Raw genomic sequence first — 22,889 nt, forward strand, 5'->3', positions numbered from 1 at the left:
CATACGTATGGAACACATTGCAGGCGCGTTCCGTCAATGGGTTGAAAAAGGGTGGGCATGGTTTGCCCGAAAGATGCGGTGCGGCTCAGCGACGAGTCGCTGACGCCTATAGACGCTTGAGAATCACGTAACGGTTGAGATCGCCGCTGCGACCGTCGGCATGGAAGCGCTCAAGCTCGCGCACGGGGACCTCGCCGCTCTTGTAGAACGTACGGACGCCGCGCACCAGGTCGGTGATCTGCTGATCGTCAAAGTGATGGCAATAGCGGTAGGCGTGGCGGTCGTTTTGCCAGCCAATGAGGTGGTCACCGGCTTCAAACTGCGCGGAATCGTAACCCTCAAACGGCGGGGTGAGCTCGGCGCGGGCCTCGGCACGAACGGCCTTGCGCGCCATGCGCCCGTCGTTCATAAACTCCCAAAAGCTGATGGCGATGATGCCGCCTGGGCGCGTCTGGCGCACCAGGGCGTCGAGCACGCGTACGCGGTACTCGCACGACGGCACGTGGTGCATAAATCCAAAGCAGACCGAGATGTCGGCGAGCGGGGCGTTGAAAAGCACGTCGGGTGTCTTGGCGGGGTTGAGCTTCATGAGGGCGTCGAGCACATCGAGTTCCTGGAAGTGCAGGTTGGGAATGCGCAGGGCGTGACCGTGCGCATCGATAGCCAAATCCTGACACGAGTCAACACCATAGAACTCAAACGGGCAACTGGCGTCTGCCGAGGGGTTTGTGCCGTCGACGCCCTTGGCGGCAAGTGCGCCGCCGGCGGCAAAGTTCTCGAATCGCATATTGCCGCAGGCGAGATCGAAGACGCGGACGGGATGCTCGATCGTGGCGACGTCGAGCTGCTCGAGCGCTATGTCCATGGTGCGTACCCAGCCGGGCCACGGTGCCTGGCGCGTATCGGAGAAGGAGGCGGAGTGCTCGCGATAGAACGTATTGTTGAGCTGAATGAGCGATGAGGCGAAATCGCGGTTCACGGCGCGGAACTCCCTCCGTTGGCGGTGCGGAATAAACAGTACGACCATACTACCGTTAACGCCGCAACGGGGACAACCGAGCTGCGGGTCATTGCTTTGTTTGGACACATTTCCGCAGCTCATATATGCCCGCAACCGCCGGTTGTCAAAAATCTCACTAGAATAGGTGGCATGCTTTTGACGGTGGCGGATAGATTTTTAACTGTGCAAGGCGCCTTAAGAACAAAAACGGTCCGGCGGCACGGCTGGCATCGCATAGGAGGAACCATGAATGTAGAAACTGCGCAGCGGCTCGCCGACCTTCGTCGCAGCAAGGGTTTTAGCCAAGAAGGGCTGGCGCGAAAGCTGGGGCTGTCGCGCCAGGCGGTCAGTAAATGGGAGCGTGCGGAGAGCTCGCCCGATACCGAGAACCTGATCTCGCTCGCAAAACTCTATGGCGTGAGTTTGGACGAGCTCCTCAATCCGAGCGATGAGATCGAGGACGATATCGAGTTTGAGAACGAGGACCGCGCCCGTCAGCGCGAGGCCGAGGCGGCAGAACGTGCCCGCACCCATGAGGCGGCGGCGCGCGCCACGGAGGCAGCTACGCAGGCGAGTGATGCTGCGGCCAAGGCGGCGCAAGCGGCAAGCTGGAGTGCGCAGGCCGCCAATGCCGCTACGGCGCAGGTGACGAGTGGCGGCGCAGCTGGCTCGACTCCGTTGAAAGGTCCGTTCCAGTCGTTTCCGTATTGGGCCGTGTGCTGGCTGCTGTTCTTTTTGCTGATGTTCCTGTTTGGTGGCTCCTTTGCCGCGCTGATCTTCTTTACAATCCCCATCTATCACTGGGTGGCGCGTGCGCTCGATGGCGATTGGGCACGCGGGGATATTCAGGTTGGTCCGGCGCCGGAGGCGGCTAAGGCTCAGGATGTTTCCGCTGCGGTTGATACTGACGTGGCTTCCTCGACCGCCGCTGAGCCGAGCGCCAAAGAAGGTGATGAATGATGAAGCTCTCGCATGAGTCCAAGGTCCGCCTGGGCGTCGGTATCGGAGCGTTCGTGCTCATCATCGGGCTTATCTTTGGCACTTCGCGGATATTGTTTCATTTTGATGGCCCGTGGGATCTCGGCGATATTGCATCCGGTTTGTTCGGTATGGACGATGTGGTTGACGGGGACGATTCTTTGGATGGCGGTAACTATTCCGCTCAGTCTCGGCAGCTTTCGAGCGAAACGTTTGATGCCGACTCATTCCAGTCCCTTGACCTGGATGTGACATCGGGTGAGGTTGAGATCAAGTGCGTTTCCGGCGGGCAGGTGCGTGTCATCGAGAGCGGTCGTGTTGCAAAGGGGGTAGCTACCTACGATGCTGCCACTCAGAATCTGGCCGAGGTCAAGGGTTCTACACTCACGATTAGCCAGTTCGACTGCGATGACGAGCGCGCTATCGATCGTTCGGTCACCATCGAGCTGCCGCGGGATGTTGCCGATAACATGGTGGGCATTACAGCGAATGTAGGATCGGGCGATCTAACGGTCACGGACATTGCGTGTCATGACCTCAACCTGACGTTGGACTCGGGAGACGTCGCGTTTACGGGCACCGTGACCGACACCCTGAATGCCGAGGTCGGTTCGGGCGATGCAACGTTCGAGCTCTACCAGGCGCCCGCGAAGTCGATGGACGTGAGCGTGGGCTCGGGCGACGTGGAGATGACGGTTCCGAACTCTACGGGCTTTAAGGCGAGCCTCGCCGTGGGCAGCGGTGACTTCGAGAGCGATTTCCTTCCGCTTGGCTACGATGGCGAGACCATATTAAATCTTGAATTCGACAACGGTGATAAGTCTGCCACGTATCGTTTTGAGGTTGGTTCGGGTGACGTGTCGTTTGATTCGGAGTGACGGGTGGTTTTCGGAGACCCGCAAACGTAGCCGCGCTGTTTGATGAAGGCGCCGAAGCCGAGATCGGCTCCGGCGCCTTTGCCTTTACAATGGGGTCATGGAACAGATTATTTTGAACATACTCGATGCCCTGCGTCGCGGTGAGACCGTGGACGACAAGGTACTCGTCAAATTGATACATGCCGAGGCGCGCCGTGAGGGTGCCGACAAGCGCGATTTGGCCAAGCGTCGCCTGCTGCCGTTTTACCAGCGGGTGAAACGCGAGGAGCCGGCTCGTTGGACGGCATGGAATGTCGACGCCGAGCTAGAGCGCCAACTGCTGCAGGTGCTGCGCATGAAGCCCCGCCGCACGGCTTCGGGCGTGGCGACCATTACCGTCATCACCAAGCCGTGGCCGTGCTCGGGAGATTGCCTGTTTTGCCCCAATGACCTGCGCATGCCCAAGAGCTATCTGCACGCCGAGCCGGCATGCGCCCGTGCGGAGCAAAACTGCTTCGACCCGTATCTGCAGGTGAGCGCTCGCCTGACCGCGCTTTCGCAGATGGGACATGCGACCGATAAGATTGAGCTCATCGTGCTCGGCGGTACCTGGAGCGACTATCCGCAAGGCTATCAGACGTGGTTTATGTCGGAGCTTTTCCGTGCGCTCAATGACGATGCCGTTGCCGGCGTGGCTGCTAACCCCATGTTGGCGCGTCCGGGCATCAGCCGTGCCGAGGCAGGGCGCCTGCTCGATGGCGCTCCCGCCGATACGCTGCCGCCGGTGGTGGCGGAGCGACGCGAACGCTATCGCGCTGCCGGTATTGCGACCGATGAGGCTGAGCTTGCGAGCGGTGTTGCCGGCGAACAGGAGCGCGTGGATGCTGCCGTGGGCGGCTATAACCGCGCGGTGCGTCGTCTGTACGGCCCCGGTACGCCGTGGGGCGAGGTCGCCGAGTGGCAGGCGGCAACGATGGAGGAGCTCGAGCTTCAGCAGCGCATCAACGAGACGGCGAAGCATCGCGTGGTGGGGCTCGTTATCGAGACGCGCCCCGATGCCGTAACGCCGCAGGCGCTCACGCTCATCCGCCGTCTGGGCTGCACCAAGATCCAGATGGGCATCCAGAGCCTCGACCAACACCTGCTCGATATCAACGAGCGTCGCATTTCGGTGGCACAGATCGAGCGGGCGTTTTCGCTCGCGCGCCTGTTTGGCTTTAAGATCCACGCGCATTTTATGCTCAACTTGCTGGGCGCTACGCCCGAGGGGGACAAGCGCGACTACGAGCGCTTTGTGACCGAGGGCGCCTTTATGCCCGACGAGGTCAAGGTCTACCCGTGCGCGCTCATCGAGGGCTCGCGCCTGGTGGGCTGCTACGAGCGCGGCGAGTGGCGCCCCTATACCGAGGAAGAACTGCTCGATGTGCTGGCCGATGACATCGTGGTGACGCCGGCATTCTGCCGCATCAGCCGCATGATTCGCGACTTTAGTTCCGATGACATCATGGTGGGCAACAAGAAGCCCAACCTGCGTCAGCTCGTCGAGAACCGCCTGGCTGCTCGGGGTGACGGTGCGACGGTGCGTGAGATTCGCTATCGCGAGATCAGCACGGCGGGTGCCGACTTGGATGAGCTATCTCTTGATGAGGAAGTAGCGTACGAGACGCCGGTGACTTACGAGCGCTTTTTGCAGTGGGTGACGCCGCGGGGCAAGATCGCGGGCTTTTTGCGGTTGTCGCTGCCCGATCGCGCTTTTGTTGCCGCACATGCGGACGAGCTGCCGACGATGCCGGACGAGGCGATGATTCGCGAGGTGCACGTGTATGGCATGGCGGCGCGCGTGGGGGATCAAGGCCAGGCGGCGCAGCATCACGGTTTGGGGCGTTTGCTCGTAGAGCATGCATGCGAGATTGCCCGGGATGCGGGTTATGCGCGCATCAACGTGATTAGCGCGATTGGCACACGCGAGTACTATCGCCATCTTGGATTTTATGACCATGGCCTTTATCTGCAAAAGGAGCTCTAGATGAACAAGCCGAGTGTTTCTGCCGGCGTCGTTGCCGGCGTTGCTCTGGGAGCCGCGGCGCTTGGTGCGGCCGCTGTCGCTGTTCGTGCTGCCTGTCTGCAGGTTGCGCGAACTCGCAATGGGTTGGCGCGCGTGAAGCGCATGCACGATGAGAGCGGTGACGAGGTCCGTGTGCTCGTGCAGGGCGGCGTCTACCAAAGCGCGAGCTACGTTGGCGAGCGTTGGGCAGAGCCCGTCTTTACGTACTATCGCGCGTTTGATGACGTGTTTGAGGCCGAGGGCGCAATGCGTGATGCTTACGGGCATGGTATCGACCGTATGCTCATGCTGGGCGGCGGCGGGTTTGCCTATCCCAAGTTTGCGCTGATGTCGCACGAGGGCTTGCGCATGGACGTTATTGAGTATGACGGAGAGATTACGCGCCTGGCGCGCCGCTGGTTCTACCTAGACGAGCTGGAGCGCGCGGTGGGTGACCGCTTGCGGGTGATTACCGCTGAGGCTCGCTCGTATCTGGGCGTGACGAGCGTGGGTCATCGTCGCTACGACGTGGTCGTGAGCGATTGCTTTGGCGGTGCCGAGCCCGTGCGCGAGCTGGCAACCGTTGAGGCGTTGCGTTTAGTGCGGGGTAGCTTGAACCCGGGCGGCATCTACGTGGCTAATATTGTGAGCGCGAACGAGGGGAGCGACGTGACGTTCCTGCGCGATTGCGCCGCCACGGCGCTCGAGGTGTTCGACCACGTTTGGGTGGTCCCATGTGGCGATACGGAGTTCGGCGGCGAGGAAAACCACCTGCTCATTGTCAGCGACGGCGACTACGCCTTTGCCGAAGCCGTGCCCTTCGACGCCGACTTTCTCGGCGCTACCCTCCATGACTAGCGCGTTTCCCTGCGACCAGTCTTTCTGGGACGGGGCTTTTTTAGCTACGGGCATGATTTTTCTGGGACGGGGATTAAAAAATCATTAGGTACAGAATGATTTTTTAATCCCCGTCCCAGAAAAATCATGCTGCCGGCGCCTGGCCAAGAAGTAGCTCAACAAGCCCCGTCCCAGAAAGACTGGTCTCAGGCGTGGTCGCGCCAGCTGCGGACACGCTGCTTCATGCCCTCTATGTCGAGCACGCCTTCGGCAAAGCCCTTGCGCACGAGCTCTTCGGGAACAAACTCGTCGTAGCGGTCAAAGTAAGGCACCTCGCCAGGATAGACGAGCTCGATGGGATCGAAGTCCTTTTCGGCCTCGGCGGCGAGCACCTCAAAGAACGTCTCCTCGTCGGCCTTCATCTTAAACTGCATAAAGTACGGGCGTGACGGGTCGAGTCCGCGAAGGCCCAGCTCAGCGGCGCATTTGATTTTAAGCATGCGCTCGAGTGCTAGGAAGGCGTAGCTGCCCAACCAGGGGAAGAGCACCCAGGTGTCGCCACCCAGATTGATGAGCGGCTTAGTTCCCGCGCCCGAAATCTCGGCGGTATGACGAGCCTGCGCCAAGCGAGCCCGTGCGTTACCCATAAGGTACGGATATGCTGCGTGCTCAGTGAGCGCTTGGCGCATACGCTCGAGCACATGCGTGTTAATGTCGCCGGGGCAGTCGCCAAAGTAGGCCGGCACCCGGCCCTTGACCTGCGTGGCAAAGACAGTGTGGCGCTTCCAGTCCACTTCCTCGACAATCCAGCAGTGTCCGGCGATGGCGATGCGCTCACCGGGCGGGGGCGGATTAACGATCGTGCCCAGCTCGGCCGATTCGCTCCGGACGGTAAACTCCTCGTTTTCCTGGAACACGGCGTAGAACTTAAAGTTGTTGATGATGCGCTCGCCCGCGAGACCCACGATGAGCCCGCCACCTTCGGTGACCTGGATATGGTCGATCTTAATGAGGTGACGTAGCAGCACACGGTAATCGTCTGCCGAGACACGGTGGAAATAGCTGAGCGTGAGCACGCGCTGGGCAAGTTCGGCCGGCGTGAGCTCGCCGGTGCTGGCGAGGGTCGACATAGTCTGGTGATAGAGCAGGCTGTAGGGGAGACGATCGAGCTCGGGTGGCTCGACCCACTTTTCCTCGCGATAGAGTTGTACGAGCGCGATACCCTGCAGGAGCTTCCAGGGAATGGTTTCGGGCATCATCGTGCGCGGCTCGGGCTCTTCCTCGCGCATGACAAACCACATCTCGGGCGGAAGATCGCGACGGCCTGTGCGCCCCATGCGCTGCAAAAAGGAGCTGACGGTAAACGGCGCGTCAATCTGGAAGGCGCGCTCCAGGCGGCCGATATCGATACCGAGCTCCAGCGTAGAGGTGGTGACGGTCGTCTGTGTCTGTTCCTCGTCGCGCATGAGCTCTTCTGCCGTCTCGCGCAGCGATGCCGAAAGATTGCCGTGGTGGATGAGAAAGCGGTCGGGCTCGTGCCGGCTCTCGCAGTAGCTACGCAGCATGGAGCATACGGCCTCTGCCTCCTCGCGCGAGTTGGCAAAGACCAGGCATTTGCGGCCGCGGGTGTGTTCGAAGATATAGCCCATGCCGGGGTCGGCGTTGTCGGGCGCCGTGTCGGTGGGGTTGAGAAGCGCCTGCTCGGTCGCTCGTGGGATGTCGACTTCGCCCTCGGGGGCCGAGGAAGTTTGGCGGTCCTTGGGAGCGGCCTTGCCCCGTGCCCGCTCACGACGTTGATGGCGCTCCTCTTGTGTGAGCTGTCCGCTGTGACGCATGTCTTGGGCGCCGGCGGGCAGCGCCGCGGATGCCGCTGCCTCGATGCGCTCGCACGCGAGTACTTCGGCCTCTTGAGGACCTGTGCCCATGAATCCCCGCTGCTGAGCCTGGGGGCCCGAGTTGTAGAAGTGCTCCATGGAGATGCGCCACACGCGGCGCGGTTCCTCAAAGCGGGGGATAACGCAGTCGCGCCCCGTTCCCTGCGAGAGAAAGGCGCCCGTGCGCTCGGGGTCGCCGATGGTGGCCGAAAGGCCAATGCGGCGGGGCTGCACGCCTGCCATGCGCGAGAGGCGCTCGATAAGACAGAGCGTCTGCCCGCCGCGGTCGCCGCGCATGAGCGAATGGACTTCGTCGATAACCACATAGCGCAGGTCGCAAAACATGCGCGGGATCGCCATGTGCTTATGGATCAGGAGTGCCTCGAGCGACTCGGGCGTAATCTGTAGGATGCCGCTCGGTTTTTTGATGAGTTTGGCCTTGTGTGATTGCGAGACATCGCCATGCCAGTGCCAGACGGGGATATCGGCTTCTTCGCACAGGTCGTTGAGGCGGAAGAATTGGTCGTTGATGAGCGCCTTGAGGGGGCCAATGTAGAGGGCGCCCACGCTTGCGGGCGGGTTCTCCCAAAACTCGGTCAGGATGGGAAAGAAGGCTGCCTCGGTTTTGCCGGAAGCCGTGGATGCCGTCAGGAGCACATTGTCCTGTGTGTTGAAGATGGCATCTGCCGCCGCAACCTGGATAGAGCGCAAGCTCTCCCAATCGTGGGAGTAGATGAAGTCTTGGATAAACGGGGCGTAGCGGTCAAAGGCGTTCACGGGGCCTCCTTTCAACAACGAATCTCTCAACGCGGCTGGCAACGGCTTGCTGCATTACTGCTTCAACGTTTGCCCAGATAAAACCTGCCAAAATAAACCTGTCCCTTTTTGGTGGGTTAGATGGTGAACTCGGCGAAGTTGCGGTCGCCGCCTGCGGTGCCGGTGTCGCCTGTTGCGGTTGCCGGCGCCAACGCGTCGCCGCCGACGCTTTGCAGCAGCTCGGCCACGTTGGCGTCGGGGTTTTGGCATAGGATGTCGAGCAGCTCGATAAAGTCACGAATGACTTCACGCGGCGTCAGATGCGTGTCGGCTCCCACGCGACCGAACTCGATCTTGAGGAAGTCCACCAAGTCGTTCTCGGTAAGCGTGGGCGTCCAGCCAAAGTAGCCGGCGTGAATTTGCATGAGTTTTTCGATCAGCACCAGCAGCTCCTCGTAGGTGAGTGGCTGCAGGCGGATGATGGGCGCGAGCATGTCCTTAAGGTCTTCGCGCGCAAAGCGGCCCTGAGCGAGTCGGCTGCGCAGGGCCTCGTAGGAGAACACGCCGCGGCGGCGGTCTTCGATGGAGGTTGGCGTGCCGCCCATGATCATGCCTAGGTACTGCGCCTTGCCCTGGAGCGTGTCGTTGTACATGGTCAGGATCTTCTCGTAGTTGTATTGGCGCGTGATGGCGTTGGGAATCTTATACAGATTCACGAGCTCGTCGATGAGCACCAGCATGCCCTTGTAGCCACTGCAGACCAAAAAACGCGCGATGAGTTTGACGTAGTCGTACCAGTCGTCATCGCTGATGATGGTTGAGGACCCCAGTTCGGCGCGAGCCTCGCTCTTGGTGCGGTATTCGCCGCGGATCCATTTGGTCACGCGGCTCATGGCCTCTTCGTCGCCCTCGGATACGGCCGTGCGATAGCGGCGAAGCATGCGGGTGAAGTCGAAGCCGTGGACCATCTCCTCGAGCGGGGTCAGTTGGGCATTGACGACCGACTCGTCGACGTTGGCACACGAGGCGACCCAGCGATCCAGAATAAGGTTGAGCGCACCGCCCTCGGGGCGCGTCTTGGTCGATATATTGCGGATGAGCTCGCGGTAGGTGGCAAGGCCCTGCCCCTGACCGCCCTGCAGGCGTCGCTCGGGCGACAAGTCGGCATCGGCGACGACGAATCCCTCGCCCATGGCGTGCGTGCGGATGGTCTGGAGCAAAAAGCTCTTACCGGCGCCGTAGCGACCGACTAAAAAGCGGAAGCTCGCGCCGCCATCGGCGATGAGACTTAAATCGGTGAGCAGGGCGCGGATCTCGACCTCGCGCCCTACGGTGATGTAAGGAAGGCCGATGCGCGGGACCACGCCGCCCTTGAGCGAGTTGAGAATGACGGCAGCGACGCGCTTGGGCACGCGGGGTGCTGCGGATGCGGTATCACTCATGGTCTAGGTATCCTCTCACGTCTGCTTCGTAGTCCTCGATAATCTGCGGCCCTGCCGCGCCGAATTCGATAACGGTGTCTCCCACCAGGTCAAAGAGCGCCTCGTTGATGGTATCGACAAGCATGTCCTCACTCTTGCCCGACTGCGCCACCGCCGATGCCGTCTGCGCTGCGTTTTGCTCGAGTAGTGCTCGAAGATAGGCGTCTGCGGCGGGATCGAGTGCGGACGCGGTGTCAGCGGACGTGGGTGCTGGTGCGAGGAGCGGGGCCACGACGCCAAACTGCTCGGTGGAGATGGTCGGCTCGCTAGCCTCGTCCTGCTGCATGGTCGTCGCGACTGGTTCGGCGATCGTGCCGGCCACGGGCTTGGCTTCCCGTCGTTCGGCAACTGTCACCTCGGCATCCGCAAGCGTGCCGTCCTCGCGTTCCTCGTCGATCAAAAGCGCTTCGCGCGTTTGTGCGGCAGCGCTCCGAATGTGCCCCAGCTGGCTCAAATCGATATCGATCTTGACGGGCTGGTGTGCGGCGTCCCACGAAAGCCATGCCACAATCTCGTCATCGATAATCTTGGCCAGATATTTGGGGACCTTTTCTTCCTTAAGGGGATGGGCGGGGTCCAGCGCCAGGCGCAGGCGTTGGTCGCAGGCGCGCATCATTTCACCGAGCTTGCTGCTCTTTTGCCTGCTACCGTGAATCCGCATGCATTCCCAAAAACCGTTTTGGCAACGGTAGATATGGATGGGGTCCAGACGGTATTCGCAGTCCTCGTGGCGCTCGGGCGCAAAGAATACGGCCGAGGCAAACATGGTGTAGGGCATGGCCGTCTCCTCCCCAAATAAACTTGCCACGATGCCGGTCTTTCGGTGCGTGTCATAGTAGCGCGCCATGCGGACATACACGGCGCACGCCACGTGGCGCAGATCACGGTGGTGGCTGCGGTCGAGCCGCGAGCTACTTAGGTTGTACGTGGAGAGGGCGTTGATGGCGGCCATGAGTCGCTCCTCGCGCACCTCATCGGGCGGAAGGGGGAGCGTGGGCTCGGAGGTTTTGCGACGCTTAGGGGTCTGGCCGGACGGTGCCGGTACAAGGTCTCGTGCCGCGCGCCGCAGTTCGATAAGGGCGTTATCGAACATGACGGTTTTAGAGTCGCGAAGCAGCTTGGGGTCGAGCCCGTGGAACACGGCGTAATCTTGCAGCCACACGCGCGCAAACCGGTCGATGCCGGGCTCGAAGGCGCGATAGACATCCCAAAAAGCCTTGATCTTGTTAAAACCATCGAGTGGATTATCTACGCCAATGCCGCAGATCAGCTCATAGAGATACAGAAAGGCAAAGGACGTAGACGTTTCCTCGACGGTTCCGCGGCGCACTTGGGCACGCCAGGTAAAGTAGCCGCGCAGTTGCCGGTCGCTCATGGCGTTGTAGGTGGGAAAGTACGACTTAAAGGTGCCGTTGTAGGGACAGTCGTCCTCAAAGTCGGCCATCAGCAGGCCCTGGCGGTAAAAAAGCTCGGCTTCCGAAAGCCAGCGGCCCGCACCGCCCTTGGGGTCATCCTGCCAGCGCGATATCTCGCGCATTTTACGGTACTGGTCGGGGAGGAAATTCTGCATCTGTCGGCCGGTTTTGAGAATCGGCTCGTCTGCGTAGGTTTCGTTTGAGAAGCGGGCGGACTGATGGGTCCGGGCCTCGGCCATAATGCGCTCGATGAGCATCTTGATGTCCTGGTCGGCCACCGCTCCTCCTCTCGAACGCAGCTACGGTGACCTCATATCATAGCACAGCATCAAACAGATGTTCGAGATACCGCTGCGTTGCTAGATTTAGAACAGGAGGGCGTATATGACGGCGATGACGACGGAGGGAAGCATATTGGCCGTGCGGAAGGTCTGAGGACGGATGAGGTTGACGCCGACGCAGAAGATGAGCATGGAGCCTACGAGCGAAAGGCTGTTGAGGGCTGCTGTGGTCATGATGGGGGAGAGCGCGCCGGCAAACAACGTGATCGTCCCCTGGAACACGGCGACGGGCAGGGCGGAGAAGATGCAGCCGCGGCCAAGCGAGGCCGTCATGGTGCAGACGATGATGCAGTCCAGTGCGCCCTTGAGGGCAAGCGTTGACCAGTCGCCGAGCAGGCCGTCCTGGATCGATCCCACAATGGCCATGGCGCCGATGCACACGGTGAGTGAAGTCGAGACAAAAGCGTTGGTGAACTCGTTATCGCCCTCACTGCCAGTCTTGCGCTTGAGCCATTCGCCAAGGTTCTCGATGGCGGCCTCCAAGTTGATGGCCTCGCCGATGAGCGAACCGAGCGCAAATGAGACGATGAGCATGGTGGTACCGGTGGTCGCTAGCGCCTTTCCATCGATGATGAGCATCTTTTGCATGGTGCCGCCCAGGCCGATAAACAGGACGCACAGCCCCGATGCTTTCATGAGCGTGTCTTGGATGCGCGGTGTAATGAAGCGGCCGCCCGCTAATCCCAAAAGACCGCCCGCAACTAAAAGCGCAACGTTGATGATTGTTCCCAAGCCCGGCATGAGCCCTCCTGTATTGATGCCAACGTGGCAATCGTAGCAGAACGAAATGCGAGGCACATCGCGACTCATCTAATACGTTATATAAGTGGTATTAGGAATGATGCGCAGCATTTAAGCCTCAGGTGGTTGTCGGGACATAGGGGTAGTAGTCAAAGCGCAGTGTCATAAGCCGCTGCGGGGATTCAATAGCCGCGGCGATGATATTGGCATCGCGGGCACGATCAAACCCTTCGAGTTCGATCTGATACGAGACGTCTTGCATAATGTCCAGACGTCGCCAGGCTAGAAGTGTGTCGCCATCGAATTCCAAGGTCTTGCCTCCGTCTGGGGCAACGGCGTATAGACGCAGTTTAGCGGTGGTTGCAGGGTCGACAACCGTGACCTTTTTAATTTCGTTTCGAGTATTCTTGGCGCCCAACAAGGTGAGCAGTGTTGGGGCCACGACCTCGCCCGATGGCAAAAAGACGACTTCGATGGATTCGGGAAATGCGATGATGGCCGACTTGCGGACGGGCTGATTGGCGGCGGCAACTTCGATGTTTGCAGCATCGATGACCTCTGTGTGGTCGAGGGCGGCAAGCACGCAGCAGTTACCTTCATCGATCTCCTGAGGATCAGCAAGTCCCAGACTGTCCGCGAGCTCGGGATCGTTTGGATCGGTAGCGGGCTCATTCGGTGCTTCGAAAGAAGCTGGGACGCTGTTTGTCGGCGACGGCGTGTCGCCCGCACCTGCTTCTTTGTCCGTGCTCTCTTCTTGTATGGTTGCGTTGATGGGTTCGTCGTTTGAGGGGAGCGTCTTGGCGTCAAGCGCGGAGGGGACAATCCCGATGGCTCCGGATCCGTTCCACTCCATCTCGAGAAGCGCCGGGTCGGCAAGAATGCGTTGCCTGCCTAGCGTGTGGGTATCGATCGCAATAGGGCCTGCCTCCGTCCCGCGCGTAAGGCTGAGCGATCCGGCCGGCTTCTCGAAATGAATGTCTGTGTCTTCGGTACTGGCGGCGTAGAACAGCAGGGATGCTTCTCCCGCCGCGATGGCATCGGTGCCCGCCTTGGTCAGCCGCAGCGATGCCGTGAATGAGAGGGTGGGCTGCACATCGTCTGCATTCGCGGCGGCGCAGCCCAGACATATACCGCCTCCTTTCTCGAAAAACGCACCGTCGAAGGCGACCTTCGCTCCGTTCGCCGAGTCATCGACCGAAGCGATATCGATGCGCAACCCCAAATCGCACGGATCGCCATCTGCATCGAGCACAATCGAGCGCCATGTGCAGACGGCGCACCCCGCCTGGGAGCCGTTTGCCTTGTTCGAACGATTGATATCCACGACTATCGAGCCGTCCGTATTACGACGAAGGCATCCCGAGGTTGAGATTGCGGCCTGTGCGAACGAAAAACGCTTGCACGCAATGGCGCTCGACGGATTTGGTGCGGAGCTTAGGGCTGCTGGTAAGGAGTCTGCCATGACGGGAGTCGCCCAAGCGGCGACAGGCGTTCCGGTTGCGAGCGCGCCGCAGAGTGCGACGACGGGCAAAAGGTTCTTCGATGCCATGGGGTCTCCTTAGCTAATTTAGTGCGGCCTGTCCGTGTTTCGTTTCTGGCTGCGTTTGATGTGCAGACCGAGGCCGGCGGTTCCCGCACCTGCTGCCGTGGCGCCTGCTGCCAAGAGCCATCGTCTGTCGTCTGTCTGTGCCAACGGTTCCTTGCAGTTGCCGCGGTCGAGCTCCGAGAGGTCGACCGTCACTTGCGTGGCGGCCTGCGCCTGTTCTTGCTGGGCAAAGGCCATGGCTGGCCCAAACGCTAGGATACTGACGGCGGCCAGGGCGACGGCCTTATGCCGTGTGCGCACCGGGCTCGACCGTCCAGGTGATCGTTGCAACCTGATCGCCTTCGCCGGTTACGCGGAAGATGTCGCGCGTGACGCGGGCGACGTTTCCGCTTGTCTTGAGCTTAATTTTGTCCGTGCCGCCGGCAATGCCCTGGTAGCCCATGTCGAAGGCTGCATTCTTGGAAAGATCGAGGCCCGTCTCCTGCATTGCGGCGCTGGCGTTCTGGAGTGCGCCGTCGGGGCCGACCTTAAAGTCGATGGAATTCTGCGCGGTTCCGGCCTTGGCGTCGGCGGCAATGGTCCAGGTGTTCATGGCGTCGATCTTCATGTTGGTGACATGGATGCCGTAGGCCGAATGATTGTCGATGGTGGTCGCGTCTTCTGAGGGGCCCTGAAGCGTGCCGTCGGCCTTGGCGACGAAGGGAATAACCGTCGGAACTTTGAACTCTACGTTGTCGATCTCGGTCCTGACCATTACTTTCGTGGTTCCAACGCGCCCGGCTGCCAGAGCTGGCGTCGGGGCGGCGCCCATTGCGAGCGCGAGCGCGAGCCCTGCGCCCACGACGAGCGCTCTGGCTCCGTTCATGTTCCTGGTGATGTCCATGGTCGTTCCTTTCTATTCGCCGCGGGCCGTCCCCGCGATGATTGGACGAATGCTGGTGAATTGCGTGCGGTGTCGCGTCGGCCGAAAAAGCTAGTTCTCGGCTTGCTCAACCCGTACCTTGACACGTGTCGGATTGCCGTGGCTGTCGAGGGTCTTGGCATCGAGTGCCTGGATCTCGATGTATGCCTCGCCTTCTTTGATGTCGCCGGCGGGGCACGTCTCGATTGTCTTGCCGGTCTCGACCACACCGGATTCGTACATGGTCTCGTCGTTTTGGATGACGCGGAATCGCTGGGGAAATTTATTGTCTTGGACGTTTTGCACGTTGACGCGCAGCTTGCCGTCCTCCTGTAGCTGAGCGACCGGCGCGACCGAAATCGTCATCATGTTGTCGCGGACGATGGCATCGAGCTCATCTTGGATTTCTTGTCGCGATTTACCCTCTGCCGTCGTGACTGAGGCGCCCGCTTCGGGCACGGGCTGCGACTGCCAGGCGTATAGCCCTACGGCGATGAGGGCGCAGGCGATAGCCAGGCAGACAACGACGAGTTTCTTGCGACGCCCCAGTCCTGCGAGGCGGGGCGGCTTCTTCGCACTCATGCGGCGTCCTTGGTGGTGTAGACACGTGCGAACGTGGACGGGTCCGCTCCAAAGAGCATGTGAAGCATCAGGCGGCGCGAGTAGATGAGCTCGTCAAAGTCGTGAGGGAGCTCGATGTCGTGGATACGCGCGATGTGGTGGGCGAGCGCCGAGAACGACTCGGGGTCGCAGATAACATCGGTGGTGACGTGGTAGACCGCCGTATCGGGGAACGCCTCTTCGTCGAAAGGCAGGAGATAGGGATCGTCGTCGACCTCGATGGCGACGCCGTACTGGGGCCAGTAATATGCCATGGGAACCTCCCTGCTTCTGGGACCAAAACTTCTATCGGTTTTGGCTGTCGACGCCGACCGTATCAGCCGCTACTTGACCAATTTCTGACCAAATGCTTGACGGATTGACATCTCCGCAGGTAAAAGGCAGTAAAAATTACTTCAACTTTTTTCGAGTGACATTTACGCGATCGGCGACGGCGGGGCGATATGTGTCAAAAGCATCGTCTGCCGAGGAAATCTTGCCGCTCGCCGAATTGCACGAACGTAAAAATCGCCAATTATGGAGACGGTCTCGAACACGTCGACGAAACGATGCGGTAACATCTCCCTGCAAACACTGTAGTTAGCTAAAGGGGGAGTTCGCGTGTCTGCAACCATCAAACCCTTCACCGACGAGTTCGAAGAGTATGGCCGCGATGAATCTCGCGCATCGGGCGAAGCATCGAGCATCTCGTTTCCGACAACGGAAGACGAGGTCCGTGCCATTTTGGAAACGCTCCATGCCGAGCGTGTCCCGGTAACGGTTCAGGGCGCCCGAACCGGCCTTGCCGCCGGTGCCGTGCCCCACGGTGGGCATATCCTCAATACTTCCCGTATGAATCGCTACTTGGGCCTTCGCCGCGATGAACAAGACCAATTTCTGCTGCGCGTGGAGCCGGGCGTTGTGCTCTCGGAGCTGCGTAAGCAGCTGAGCAAGAAGGTACTGCCGACCGCTGGTTGGGACCAGGCATCGCTTGAGGCCTACGAGGAGTTCCAAGAGTCCCCCGAGCAGTTCTTTCCCACCGATCCCACCGAGGCATCTGCCTGTCTGGGCGGCATGGCGGCATGCAACGCCTCCGGCGCCCGCAGCTACGCTTACGGTCCCATGCGCCCGCATATCACGGGACTCCACGTCGCGCTGGCTGATGGCGATTTGCTTGAGCTTCAGCGCGGCGAGGCTTTTGCCCAGGACCGCCACCTGTCGCTCGTGACGGCAGCGGGCCGTACGCTCGAACTCGATCTTCCCGGCTATACCATGCCCGAGACAAAAAATGCCTCAGGCTATTTCGTTGCGGACGATATGGACGCCATCGACCTCTTTATCGGCGCGTGCGGCACGCTCGGCGTTGTCACCGAGCTCGAGATCGCCCTGCAGGCGGCACCTTCGGTCGTATGGGGTGTGAGTTGCTTTTTCGATAGCGAGGACAAGGCGGTGTCCTTTACCGATTCCGTGCGCCCTGTCCTGTCCCATGCGGCTGCCATCGAGTACTTCGATGCTGGCGCCCTGGATATTCTACGTCGCCAGCGCGAGCAGTCGACGGCGTTTGCCTCGCTGCCGGCGCTCGACGACGAGGCAAAGGTCTGTGTCTACGTGGAGCTTGACTGCGACGACGAGGCGCAGGCGACCGAGGAGCTGTACCACCTGGGATGGGTTTTGGAGCTTGCGGGCGGCCGCGACGATGCGACATGGGTCGCGCGCACCGAAGTCGATCGCGAATGCCAGCGGTTTTTCCGCCACGCGGTCCCCGAGAGTGTCAACATGCTCGTTGACGAGCGTCGCCGCACCGACCCCACCATTACCAAGCTGGGATCGGATATGTCGGTGCCCAATGCACGCCTTGCCGATGTCGTGGTCCTCTATCGCCGCACGCTGGCCGAAAGCGGGCTTGAGTCTGCTGCCTGGGGACACATCGGGAACAACCATCTGCATGTGAACATCCTGCCGCGCGATGCGCAAGACTACCGTCGTGGTGGAGAACTCTTTGCCCAGTGGGCTTCCGAGGTCACGGCCATGGGCGGTGCCGTTTCTGCTGAGCACGGCGTCGGCAAGATCAAGGCGGGCTTCTTGGAGACGATGTACGGCCACGAGGCCATGGTCGAGTCGGCGCGTCTCAAACTCCAGCTTGATCCTGCCGGCCAGCTGGGTCGCGGCAACCTGTTTACGGAGAAGCTCTTGGATGAACTCGTCCAGAAAGGGGGCGCGTGAAGATGAGTGATTTCCATATGGTGGTGTGCGTCAAGGCGGTGCCCGGAAGCACCGAGGTCAAGATGGACCCCAAGACCAATACTATCGTGCGTGATGGCAAGCAGGCGGTCGTTAATCCCTTCGATGCAAGTGCCCTCGAATGTGCGCTAGCGCTGAAGGACGACTTTATCGGCTTTGGCATGGACGTGCGTGTGACGGTGGTGTCGATGGGCATCCCCGCGACCGAATCGCTGCTGCGCGACTGCATCGCCCGCGGTGCCGACGACGCGCTGCTGCTGACCGATCGCGCCTTTGCGGGCGCCGATACCCTAGCCACCACCTATACCCTCAAATGCGGCATCGAGGCACTCGATGAGGACTTTGACCTGCTCATCTGCGGCAAGATGGCAGTGGACGGCGATACGGCCCAGATCGGCCCCGAGCTGGCCGGCGCCTTTGGGGTCCCCTGCGTGACCGACGTGAGCTGTGTGCAGAGCGCGGGATTTACGACGTGTGGCTCGCTGGCGCTCGTTCACGGCTGCGATGCCGGCGAGGAGACGGTGTACCTGGAGATGCCGTGTGCGATGACGACTGCCAAGGAGATTGGCCAGTTGCGTATGCCGAGTATTGCCGGTATTCGCGCGGCAGAGGGGGCGGACGTGCGCGTGATCAGTGCCGCCGACGTGAACGCCGACCCCTCGCGTTGCGGCCTTGCCGGATCACCGACGCAGGTCGTGCGCTCGTTTGTGCCCGACCGTGACCAAACGTGCGAGGCCGTTGAGGGAACGGCGTCCGAGCAGGCGGTAAAACTTGCCAAGATTATTGAGGGGATGGCATAGATGAGCGGGCTGATTATCGATAGCGAAGCCTGTATCGGCTGCGGTCGCTGCGTTCGCGCCTGCGCCTCGGGCGGCATTGTGGTGGAGGGTGAGCGCCCCAATCGCTGTGCCCGCGTAACCGACGGCTGTATCCTGTGCGGTGGGTGCGTCGACGCCTGCCCCGTCAACGCCATCTCGATTGAGCGCGACGAGGCCGCCGGCGCGGCAGACCTTGACGCATATCGAGACATCTGGATCTTCGTGCAGACTGACGAGCACGATGCCGTTGCATCCGTGGCCTTCGAGCTCATGGGCAAGGGGCGCGAGCTTGCCGATGCCCGCGGCTGCCGTCTGGTGGCACTGGTCGGCATGAGCCCCGAGGGCTCACTCGGGGACCTGGAGCATCTGATTTGCGCCGGTGCGGACGAAGTTCTGGTCTGTCGTGACGAGCGCCTGCGTCAGAACGACGCGGAGGTCTACGCTCGCTTGATCTGCGATTTGGTAGCCGAGCGCAAGCCCGAGGCCATTCTGTACGGCGCGACCGCCTTTGGTCGCGAGCTGGCGCCCGGTGTGGCCGTGCGCTTGCAGACGGGTCTTACGGCCGATTGCACGGTGCTTTCTATGGATACGGAGACGGGTCTGCTGCAGCAGACGCGCCCGGCGTTTGGCGGCAACCTGATGGCCACCATTATCTGCCCCAACCACCGTCCTCAGATGGCAACGGTGCGCCCCGGCATCTTTAAGGCGCCCGAGTTTGACTATAGCCGCTCCGGCACGATTACCCAGGTAGTGCTTGCGGATGACGTTAAGGCCCGCGTCGAGATCTCGATTCCCGCCGAGGAGTGGGGACAGCAGGCCTCAATTGCCGATGCCGAGCGTCTGGTCGTGGTGGGCCGCGGCATCGGCTCCAAGAAGAATCTGCCCCTGATGCGAAAGCTCGCCGATGCCCTGGGTGCCGAGCTTGGTTGCACGCGTCCCATTGTGGAGGCAGGCTGGTTGGAGTATCGCCACCAAATTGGCCAGACGGGTGTATCGGTCTCGCCCAAGCTCCTCGTGAGCATCGGTGTCTCGGGCGCTATCCAGCATCTCGCCGGCATCGGTGGGGCGGAGTGCATTGTCGCCATCAATGAGGACCCGGATGCCCCCATCTTTGGTGCCGCCCAGTACAAGGTCGTCGGCGATGCCGTTGAGATCGTTGAGGAGCTGCTGGCTCAGCTTGAGCGCTAAGCGCGCGTCAGCCAGTCGCGCATCTCGTCCTTTAGGCGGCTCCAGGTTGCCTGCGTGGCGGGGTCGGTAAAGGGCCGCGTAATGCCAAAGGGCGCGTCGAGCAGGCGGTGGATATCGCCCTGTTTGCGCGCCAGCGCGCGGCTCGCTGGATAGACGAGCTCAAACATAAAGCAGATGAGTCCCACCAGGTAGTCTGCGGGCTCATCGCGCTCATCGCGTGCGACGCAGCGGTGCTCGTCAAAGGCGGTAAGCGCCGGTGTCGAGAAGTGGCTGGCGAGAAACGTGTCCTCATCCACCTTGAGGATGGTGTCGACGGTGCTGTCGGCGATGGTGCGCATAATGTCGATCTTGTCGCCATCGCGCACGATCTCGCAGAAGCTCCGTGTACGGGTGTCGAGTTCCGTGGGCAGGCGAAAATCACTGTGGTGGGCGATGCTCGCGCGGATCAGTTCGTCCTCTGCCGGGTCATCGATAAAGTCGCGGATGCTCGTTACGGCGGGTGCATCGGCGGGATTCTCGCCAAAGAGGATCTCGATGCCCAGCGCTGCATGGCTCATGCTCTCGGCGTCCTTAAAGGTGTCCCAGTGCCGCAACTGCTCAAAGCGGCCCATATCGTGTAGCAGGCCGCAAAGCCATGCCAGGTCAATATCTTCTGACGACCAGCCCTGCTCGCGCGCTACGGCATCGCATGCCTCGGCCACGTGGTACGTATGCTCGATTTTGAGCGCGATGCGTGGGCTGGTGGCGTCGTAGGCATCGGTGTAGCTTTTGAAGGCCGCGCGCGCCCGGTCTCGATCGATAGCTGTCATAATGACTTCCTAAAAAGTTGTGTCTTTCGATCCGGTGGCAATTGTAGGTGAACTCGGTTGCTGTCGGATGATGATTCTGCCGTGTCGCTACATGCGGCTCGGAGACCTTGTCAGGATGAGAAGCGTATGGTGCTCAAAATCGTTAGAACCGTCTGGCCAGTGATGCTTACCTATGTTGCAATAGGCGCGCCGTGCGGAATGATCATGGGGCAGACGGGAATGGAGCCCTGGATGGTCTTTGCTCTGAGCAGCACGTTTGTGACGGGCAGCGGCCAGTTTATGATCTGCAATCTTTGGCTGGCGGGCGTGCCTGCAGCATCGATCGTCGCGAGCGTTGCTGCCATCTCCTCGCGCTTTGCGCTTTACTCGGCATCGATCGCGCCGCATCTGACGGGTGCCTCGAAGCGTCAGACGCTGGCTGTTGCCGCGACACTTACCGAGGAGGCATATGGCATCTCGCTTGCCAAGTTGGTTGAAGGGGAGGATTGGGGCCCGCGCGAGTCCTTCGTGCTCAACGTGATTCTCATCGCAACATGGGGCGTTTCGTGTACGATGGGCGCCATCGTCGGCGCCGTTGTCGATGTTCCCACCGCCATTGCAGCCTTTGTCTGCACCTCGCTCTTTATCTGCCTGCTCTTTTCGCAGCGGCTGTCGCGCGGCAACGTTGTCGCGGCGGTTTCGGGCGCGGTGTCCGTCGCCGTATGCAAGTTCTTGGGCCTCACGAATATTGCCGTGCCGGCAAGCGTCGTGGCCGGCATTGCCATTGCGTTGGCGTGCGATGCTGTATTTGACGGAAGAGGTGCCCGCGATGCCCGTTAACGAGTTCTTGGTTCTGTGGCTGTCGTCGTGGGCTGCTATCGCGTTCTTTCGCATCGCGCCGGCGTTTGCCTTGCGCGGGAGAACGCTGTCGCCCCGCATTACCGAGGCCCTGGGTTATATCCCGCCCGCTGCCTTTGCCGCGCTGGTCGCCAACGACTTGGTGAGCCCCGGCGCGTTCGACGCGGGACCCTGGCCTGCCTTGGTTCCCTGGATTGCGGCTGCCGGCGTCGTGGCCGTGGCGGTCAAGACAAAATCGATGCTGTGGTGCTGTGTTTCGGGCATCGTGTTCTATATCGTTTTGAGCCTCATATAAGAGCGGGGCACGTTTAGCGCCCCTGTCCAACGAATCGAATTTCTCACCGAGCTGGTCTATTTCTTCTGGTACCATGGTCAAACTTTACTGTAGCAAAGCGTGACGTGGGCTTTTGTACCCCGTCAGCGGAAATGGGGGTTTCATGGCACAGGAAGCGACCGCCAACGAGCAAAAGAAATTCAAGGTCCCGCGCATCCCGGGCGACATCATGATCTATCCGATGATCGTCGGTCTTTTGCTCAACACCTTCTGCCCGCAGGTTTTTGAGATCGGCGGCTTCTTTACGGCTGCCTGCCGCGGTGGCTCCAATGCCATCGTCGCCGCGATCCTGCTGTTTGTGGGCGCCGGCATCAGCTTTAAGTCCACGCCGGGTGCCATCAAGACCGGTATCGTCGTGCTGATCCCCAAGCTGGTCGTCGCAGCGGCTCTCGGCCTGGGCGTGGCATATTTCTTTAACGACAACTTCCTAGGTCTGAGCTCCGTGTCTATCATCGGCAGCATCACGTTTTGCAACATGGCGCTCTATACGGGCATCATGGGCGAGTTCGGCGATGAGTCTGAGCAGGGCGCCGTCGGTATCCTGTTCTTTACGGCCGGCCCCGCCGTCACGATGATCATCCTCGGTGTTTCCGGCCTCGCCAACATTCCCATTGGCACCATTATCGGCTCCATCTTGCCACTCGTTATTGGCATGGTTCTGGGCAACCTGTTCCCGTTTATCAAGAACCTGCTGGTTCCCGGTGCCAATCCCGCGATTGCCGTCATCGGATTTCAGCTCGGTGCGTCCATGAGCCTGTCGAGCTTTATCACCGGCGGTATTTCCGGCATCTTGCTGGGCCTTGTCACGCTGTTTGTCGTCGGTCCCATCACCTTTGCGTTCGAGCGTCTGTGCGGCGGCAATGGCAAGGCCGCTGTGGCTTGCTCCACCATTGCCGGCACGGCTATGACCACACCGGTTGCCCTCGCCGAGGTCGCACCGCGCTACGCCGAGCTTGCGCCCATCGCGTACGCTCAGATCGCCACCGCCGTTATCATCACGGCGATCATGGCTCCGATTCTGACTGGCTGGGTCGACAAGAAGTTCTGCCAAGGCAAGGAGGATCTGTCGCCTGTCGGTGTCGAGGCCATAGAGGAGGCCGTCGCGACTGACATCGATGGCGAGTAGCAATCGATACCCATCAATGATGCCGGCGTGTGCAATTCGCGCCGTATGGGCGCCCGAACAGAAACTGTTTTGCAGTGATGTTCGGGCGCTCTGCTATTATCCCCTTTACCCCTGTGGAGTAAAGGGGTGTTTATTGCCCTGATTCGAATTGGGCGATTCTGACCA

General features: G+C 60.8%; 21 protein-coding genes. 10 read left to right on the forward strand and 11 right to left on the reverse strand.

Annotated elements, in window-relative coordinates:
* Window positions 1–106: 106 nt before the first annotated feature.
* Entirely contained in the window at window positions 107–979 is an 873-nt protein-coding gene (locus DXC99_RS06235) for a hypothetical protein (RefSeq protein WP_117629639.1), read from the reverse strand.
* Between the two features lie 267 nt (window positions 980–1,246).
* On the opposite strand from DXC99_RS06235, the gene DXC99_RS06240 reads away from it, so the two are divergent.
* From DXC99_RS06240 to DXC99_RS06255, 4 genes are all read left to right on the forward strand, one after another.
* Window positions 1,247–1,960: a helix-turn-helix domain-containing protein gene (locus tag DXC99_RS06240; RefSeq protein WP_117629640.1), complete on the forward strand. Its 714-nt coding sequence runs from the start codon at window positions 1,247–1,249 to the stop codon at window positions 1,958–1,960.
* Window positions 1,957–2,856: a DUF4097 family beta strand repeat-containing protein gene (locus DXC99_RS06245; RefSeq protein ID WP_117629641.1), complete on the forward strand. Its 900-nt coding sequence runs from the start codon at window positions 1,957–1,959 to the stop codon at window positions 2,854–2,856. Before DXC99_RS06240 ends, DXC99_RS06245 begins: the two co-directional genes overlap by 4 nt.
* 97 nt (window positions 2,857–2,953) lie before the next feature.
* Window positions 2,954–4,861, forward strand: coding sequence for an elongator complex protein 3 (locus DXC99_RS06250; protein WP_117629642.1), 1,908 nt, complete (start codon window positions 2,954–2,956; stop codon window positions 4,859–4,861).
* On the forward strand, window positions 4,862–5,737 hold the full coding sequence (locus DXC99_RS06255) for a spermidine synthase (protein ID WP_117629643.1): 876 nt from the start codon (window positions 4,862–4,864) through the stop codon (window positions 5,735–5,737).
* 185 nt (window positions 5,738–5,922) lie between these two features.
* On the opposite strand, the gene DXC99_RS06260 is transcribed toward DXC99_RS06255, so the two are convergent.
* From DXC99_RS06260 to DXC99_RS06300, 9 genes are all read right to left on the reverse strand, one after another.
* Complete coding sequence (locus tag DXC99_RS06260) at window positions 5,923–8,367, reverse strand: DEAD/DEAH box helicase (RefSeq protein WP_117629644.1); 2,445 nt, start codon at window positions 8,365–8,367, stop codon at window positions 5,923–5,925.
* A 116-nt stretch (window positions 8,368–8,483) separates the two neighbouring features.
* Window positions 8,484–9,788 carry an ATP-binding protein gene (locus DXC99_RS06265; RefSeq protein ID WP_117629645.1) on the reverse strand — a complete coding sequence of 435 codons (1,305 nt, stop codon included), beginning with the start codon at window positions 9,786–9,788 and terminating at the stop codon, window positions 8,484–8,486.
* Window positions 9,781–11,520: a TerB N-terminal domain-containing protein gene (locus DXC99_RS06270; RefSeq protein ID WP_233505685.1), complete on the reverse strand. Its 1,740-nt coding sequence runs from the start codon at window positions 11,518–11,520 to the stop codon at window positions 9,781–9,783. Before DXC99_RS06270 ends, DXC99_RS06265 begins: the two co-directional genes overlap by 8 nt.
* Before the next feature lie 87 nt (window positions 11,521–11,607).
* Window positions 11,608–12,324, reverse strand: coding sequence for a DUF554 domain-containing protein (locus DXC99_RS06275; RefSeq protein WP_172622415.1), 717 nt, complete (start codon window positions 12,322–12,324; stop codon window positions 11,608–11,610).
* A 118-nt stretch (window positions 12,325–12,442) separates the two neighbouring features.
* On the reverse strand, window positions 12,443–13,873 hold the full coding sequence (locus DXC99_RS06280) for a hypothetical protein (protein WP_117629646.1): 1,431 nt from the start codon (window positions 13,871–13,873) through the stop codon (window positions 12,443–12,445).
* Between the two features lie 18 nt (window positions 13,874–13,891).
* Window positions 13,892–14,170: a hypothetical protein gene (locus DXC99_RS06285; protein WP_117629647.1), complete on the reverse strand. Its 279-nt coding sequence runs from the start codon at window positions 14,168–14,170 to the stop codon at window positions 13,892–13,894.
* A complete protein-coding gene (locus tag DXC99_RS06290) occupies window positions 14,154–14,753 on the reverse strand; it encodes a hypothetical protein (protein ID WP_089573324.1) in 600 nt (199 codons plus the stop codon). Before DXC99_RS06290 ends, DXC99_RS06285 begins: the two co-directional genes overlap by 17 nt.
* 90 nt (window positions 14,754–14,843) lie before the next feature.
* Window positions 14,844–15,353, reverse strand: a complete 510-nt coding sequence (locus DXC99_RS06295) for a hypothetical protein (RefSeq protein WP_117629648.1) — start codon at window positions 15,351–15,353, stop codon at window positions 14,844–14,846.
* On the reverse strand, window positions 15,350–15,646 hold the full coding sequence (locus DXC99_RS06300; protein WP_089573322.1) for a hypothetical protein: 297 nt from the start codon (window positions 15,644–15,646) through the stop codon (window positions 15,350–15,352). The genes DXC99_RS06295 and DXC99_RS06300 overlap by 4 nt, the downstream gene beginning before the upstream one ends.
* Before the next feature lie 346 nt (window positions 15,647–15,992).
* On the opposite strand from DXC99_RS06300, the gene DXC99_RS06305 reads away from it, so the two are divergent.
* Genes DXC99_RS06305 through DXC99_RS06315 form a run of 3 tightly spaced genes read left to right on the forward strand, consistent with a single transcriptional unit; the run spans window position 15,993 to window position 19,618 of the window.
* On the forward strand, window positions 15,993–17,594 hold the full coding sequence (locus DXC99_RS06305; RefSeq protein ID WP_117629649.1) for an FAD-binding oxidoreductase: 1,602 nt from the start codon (window positions 15,993–15,995) through the stop codon (window positions 17,592–17,594).
* A gap of 2 nt (window positions 17,595–17,596) precedes the next feature.
* Window positions 17,597–18,412, forward strand: coding sequence for an electron transfer flavoprotein subunit beta/FixA family protein (locus DXC99_RS06310; protein ID WP_117629650.1), 816 nt, complete (start codon window positions 17,597–17,599; stop codon window positions 18,410–18,412).
* Window positions 18,413–19,618 (forward strand): electron transfer flavoprotein subunit alpha, encoded by a 1,206-nt coding sequence (locus DXC99_RS06315; protein ID WP_117629651.1) that lies wholly within the window; start codon window positions 18,413–18,415, stop codon window positions 19,616–19,618.
* Here the strand turns inward: DXC99_RS06315 and DXC99_RS06320 are convergent.
* Window positions 19,615–20,427, reverse strand: coding sequence for an HD domain-containing protein (locus tag DXC99_RS06320; RefSeq protein ID WP_117629652.1), 813 nt, complete (start codon window positions 20,425–20,427; stop codon window positions 19,615–19,617). The two genes, DXC99_RS06315 and DXC99_RS06320, sit on opposite strands and share 4 nt — an antisense overlap.
* A gap of 162 nt (window positions 20,428–20,589) precedes the next feature.
* Here DXC99_RS06320 and DXC99_RS06325 point away from each other — a divergent pair, with 162 nt between their 5' ends.
* The 3 genes from DXC99_RS06325 to DXC99_RS06335 all read left to right on the forward strand — a co-directional run bounded on the left by DXC99_RS06325 (window position 20,590) and on the right by DXC99_RS06335 (window position 22,724).
* Window positions 20,590–21,246, forward strand: a complete 657-nt coding sequence (locus DXC99_RS06325) for an AzlC family ABC transporter permease (protein WP_158549069.1) — start codon at window positions 20,590–20,592, stop codon at window positions 21,244–21,246.
* A complete protein-coding gene (locus DXC99_RS06330) occupies window positions 21,236–21,559 on the forward strand; it encodes an AzlD domain-containing protein (protein WP_117629654.1) in 324 nt (107 codons plus the stop codon). Before DXC99_RS06325 ends, DXC99_RS06330 begins: the two co-directional genes overlap by 11 nt.
* Before the next feature lie 142 nt (window positions 21,560–21,701).
* On the forward strand, window positions 21,702–22,724 hold the full coding sequence (locus DXC99_RS06335; RefSeq protein ID WP_117629655.1) for a 2-keto-3-deoxygluconate permease: 1,023 nt from the start codon (window positions 21,702–21,704) through the stop codon (window positions 22,722–22,724).
* Window positions 22,725–22,889: the final 165 nt, after the last annotated feature.

Origin of the sequence: Collinsella sp. TF10-11AT, assembly GCF_003437565.1 — a bacterium.
Lineage (GTDB): Bacteria > Actinomycetota > Coriobacteriia > Coriobacteriales > Coriobacteriaceae > Collinsella.

Excerpts from the sequence above, each read along its gene's own strand:
- DXC99_RS06240 (WP_117629640.1), top strand. The coding sequence starts at position 1,247 with ATGAATGTAGAAACTGCGCAGCGGCTCGCCGACCTTCGTCGCAGCAAG.
- DXC99_RS06335 (WP_117629655.1), top strand. The coding sequence starts at position 21,702 with ATGGCACAGGAAGCGACCGCCAACGAGCAAAAGAAATTCAAGGTCCCG.
- DXC99_RS06315 (WP_117629651.1), top strand. The coding sequence starts at position 18,413 with ATGAGCGGGCTGATTATCGATAGCGAAGCCTGTATCGGCTGCGGTCGC.
- DXC99_RS06325 (WP_158549069.1), top strand. The coding sequence starts at position 20,590 with ATGCTTACCTATGTTGCAATAGGCGCGCCGTGCGGAATGATCATGGGG.
- DXC99_RS06320 (WP_117629652.1), bottom strand. The coding sequence starts at position 20,427 with ATGACAGCTATCGATCGAGACCGGGCGCGCGCGGCCTTCAAAAGCTAC.
- DXC99_RS06275 (WP_172622415.1), bottom strand. The coding sequence starts at position 12,324 with ATGCCGGGCTTGGGAACAATCATCAACGTTGCGCTTTTAGTTGCGGGC.
- DXC99_RS06250 (WP_117629642.1), top strand. The coding sequence starts at position 2,954 with ATGGAACAGATTATTTTGAACATACTCGATGCCCTGCGTCGCGGTGAG.
- DXC99_RS06265 (WP_117629645.1), bottom strand. The coding sequence starts at position 9,788 with ATGAGTGATACCGCATCCGCAGCACCCCGCGTGCCCAAGCGCGTCGCT.
- DXC99_RS06255 (WP_117629643.1), top strand. The coding sequence starts at position 4,862 with ATGAACAAGCCGAGTGTTTCTGCCGGCGTCGTTGCCGGCGTTGCTCTG.
- DXC99_RS06245 (WP_117629641.1), top strand. The coding sequence starts at position 1,957 with ATGATGAAGCTCTCGCATGAGTCCAAGGTCCGCCTGGGCGTCGGTATC.
- DXC99_RS06295 (WP_117629648.1), bottom strand. The coding sequence starts at position 15,353 with ATGAGTGCGAAGAAGCCGCCCCGCCTCGCAGGACTGGGGCGTCGCAAG.
- DXC99_RS06310 (WP_117629650.1), top strand. The coding sequence starts at position 17,597 with ATGAGTGATTTCCATATGGTGGTGTGCGTCAAGGCGGTGCCCGGAAGC.
- DXC99_RS06290 (WP_089573324.1), bottom strand. The coding sequence starts at position 14,753 with ATGGACATCACCAGGAACATGAACGGAGCCAGAGCGCTCGTCGTGGGC.
- DXC99_RS06300 (WP_089573322.1), bottom strand. The coding sequence starts at position 15,646 with ATGGCATATTACTGGCCCCAGTACGGCGTCGCCATCGAGGTCGACGAC.
- DXC99_RS06330 (WP_117629654.1), top strand. The coding sequence starts at position 21,236 with ATGCCCGTTAACGAGTTCTTGGTTCTGTGGCTGTCGTCGTGGGCTGCT.
- DXC99_RS06280 (WP_117629646.1), bottom strand. The coding sequence starts at position 13,873 with ATGGCATCGAAGAACCTTTTGCCCGTCGTCGCACTCTGCGGCGCGCTC.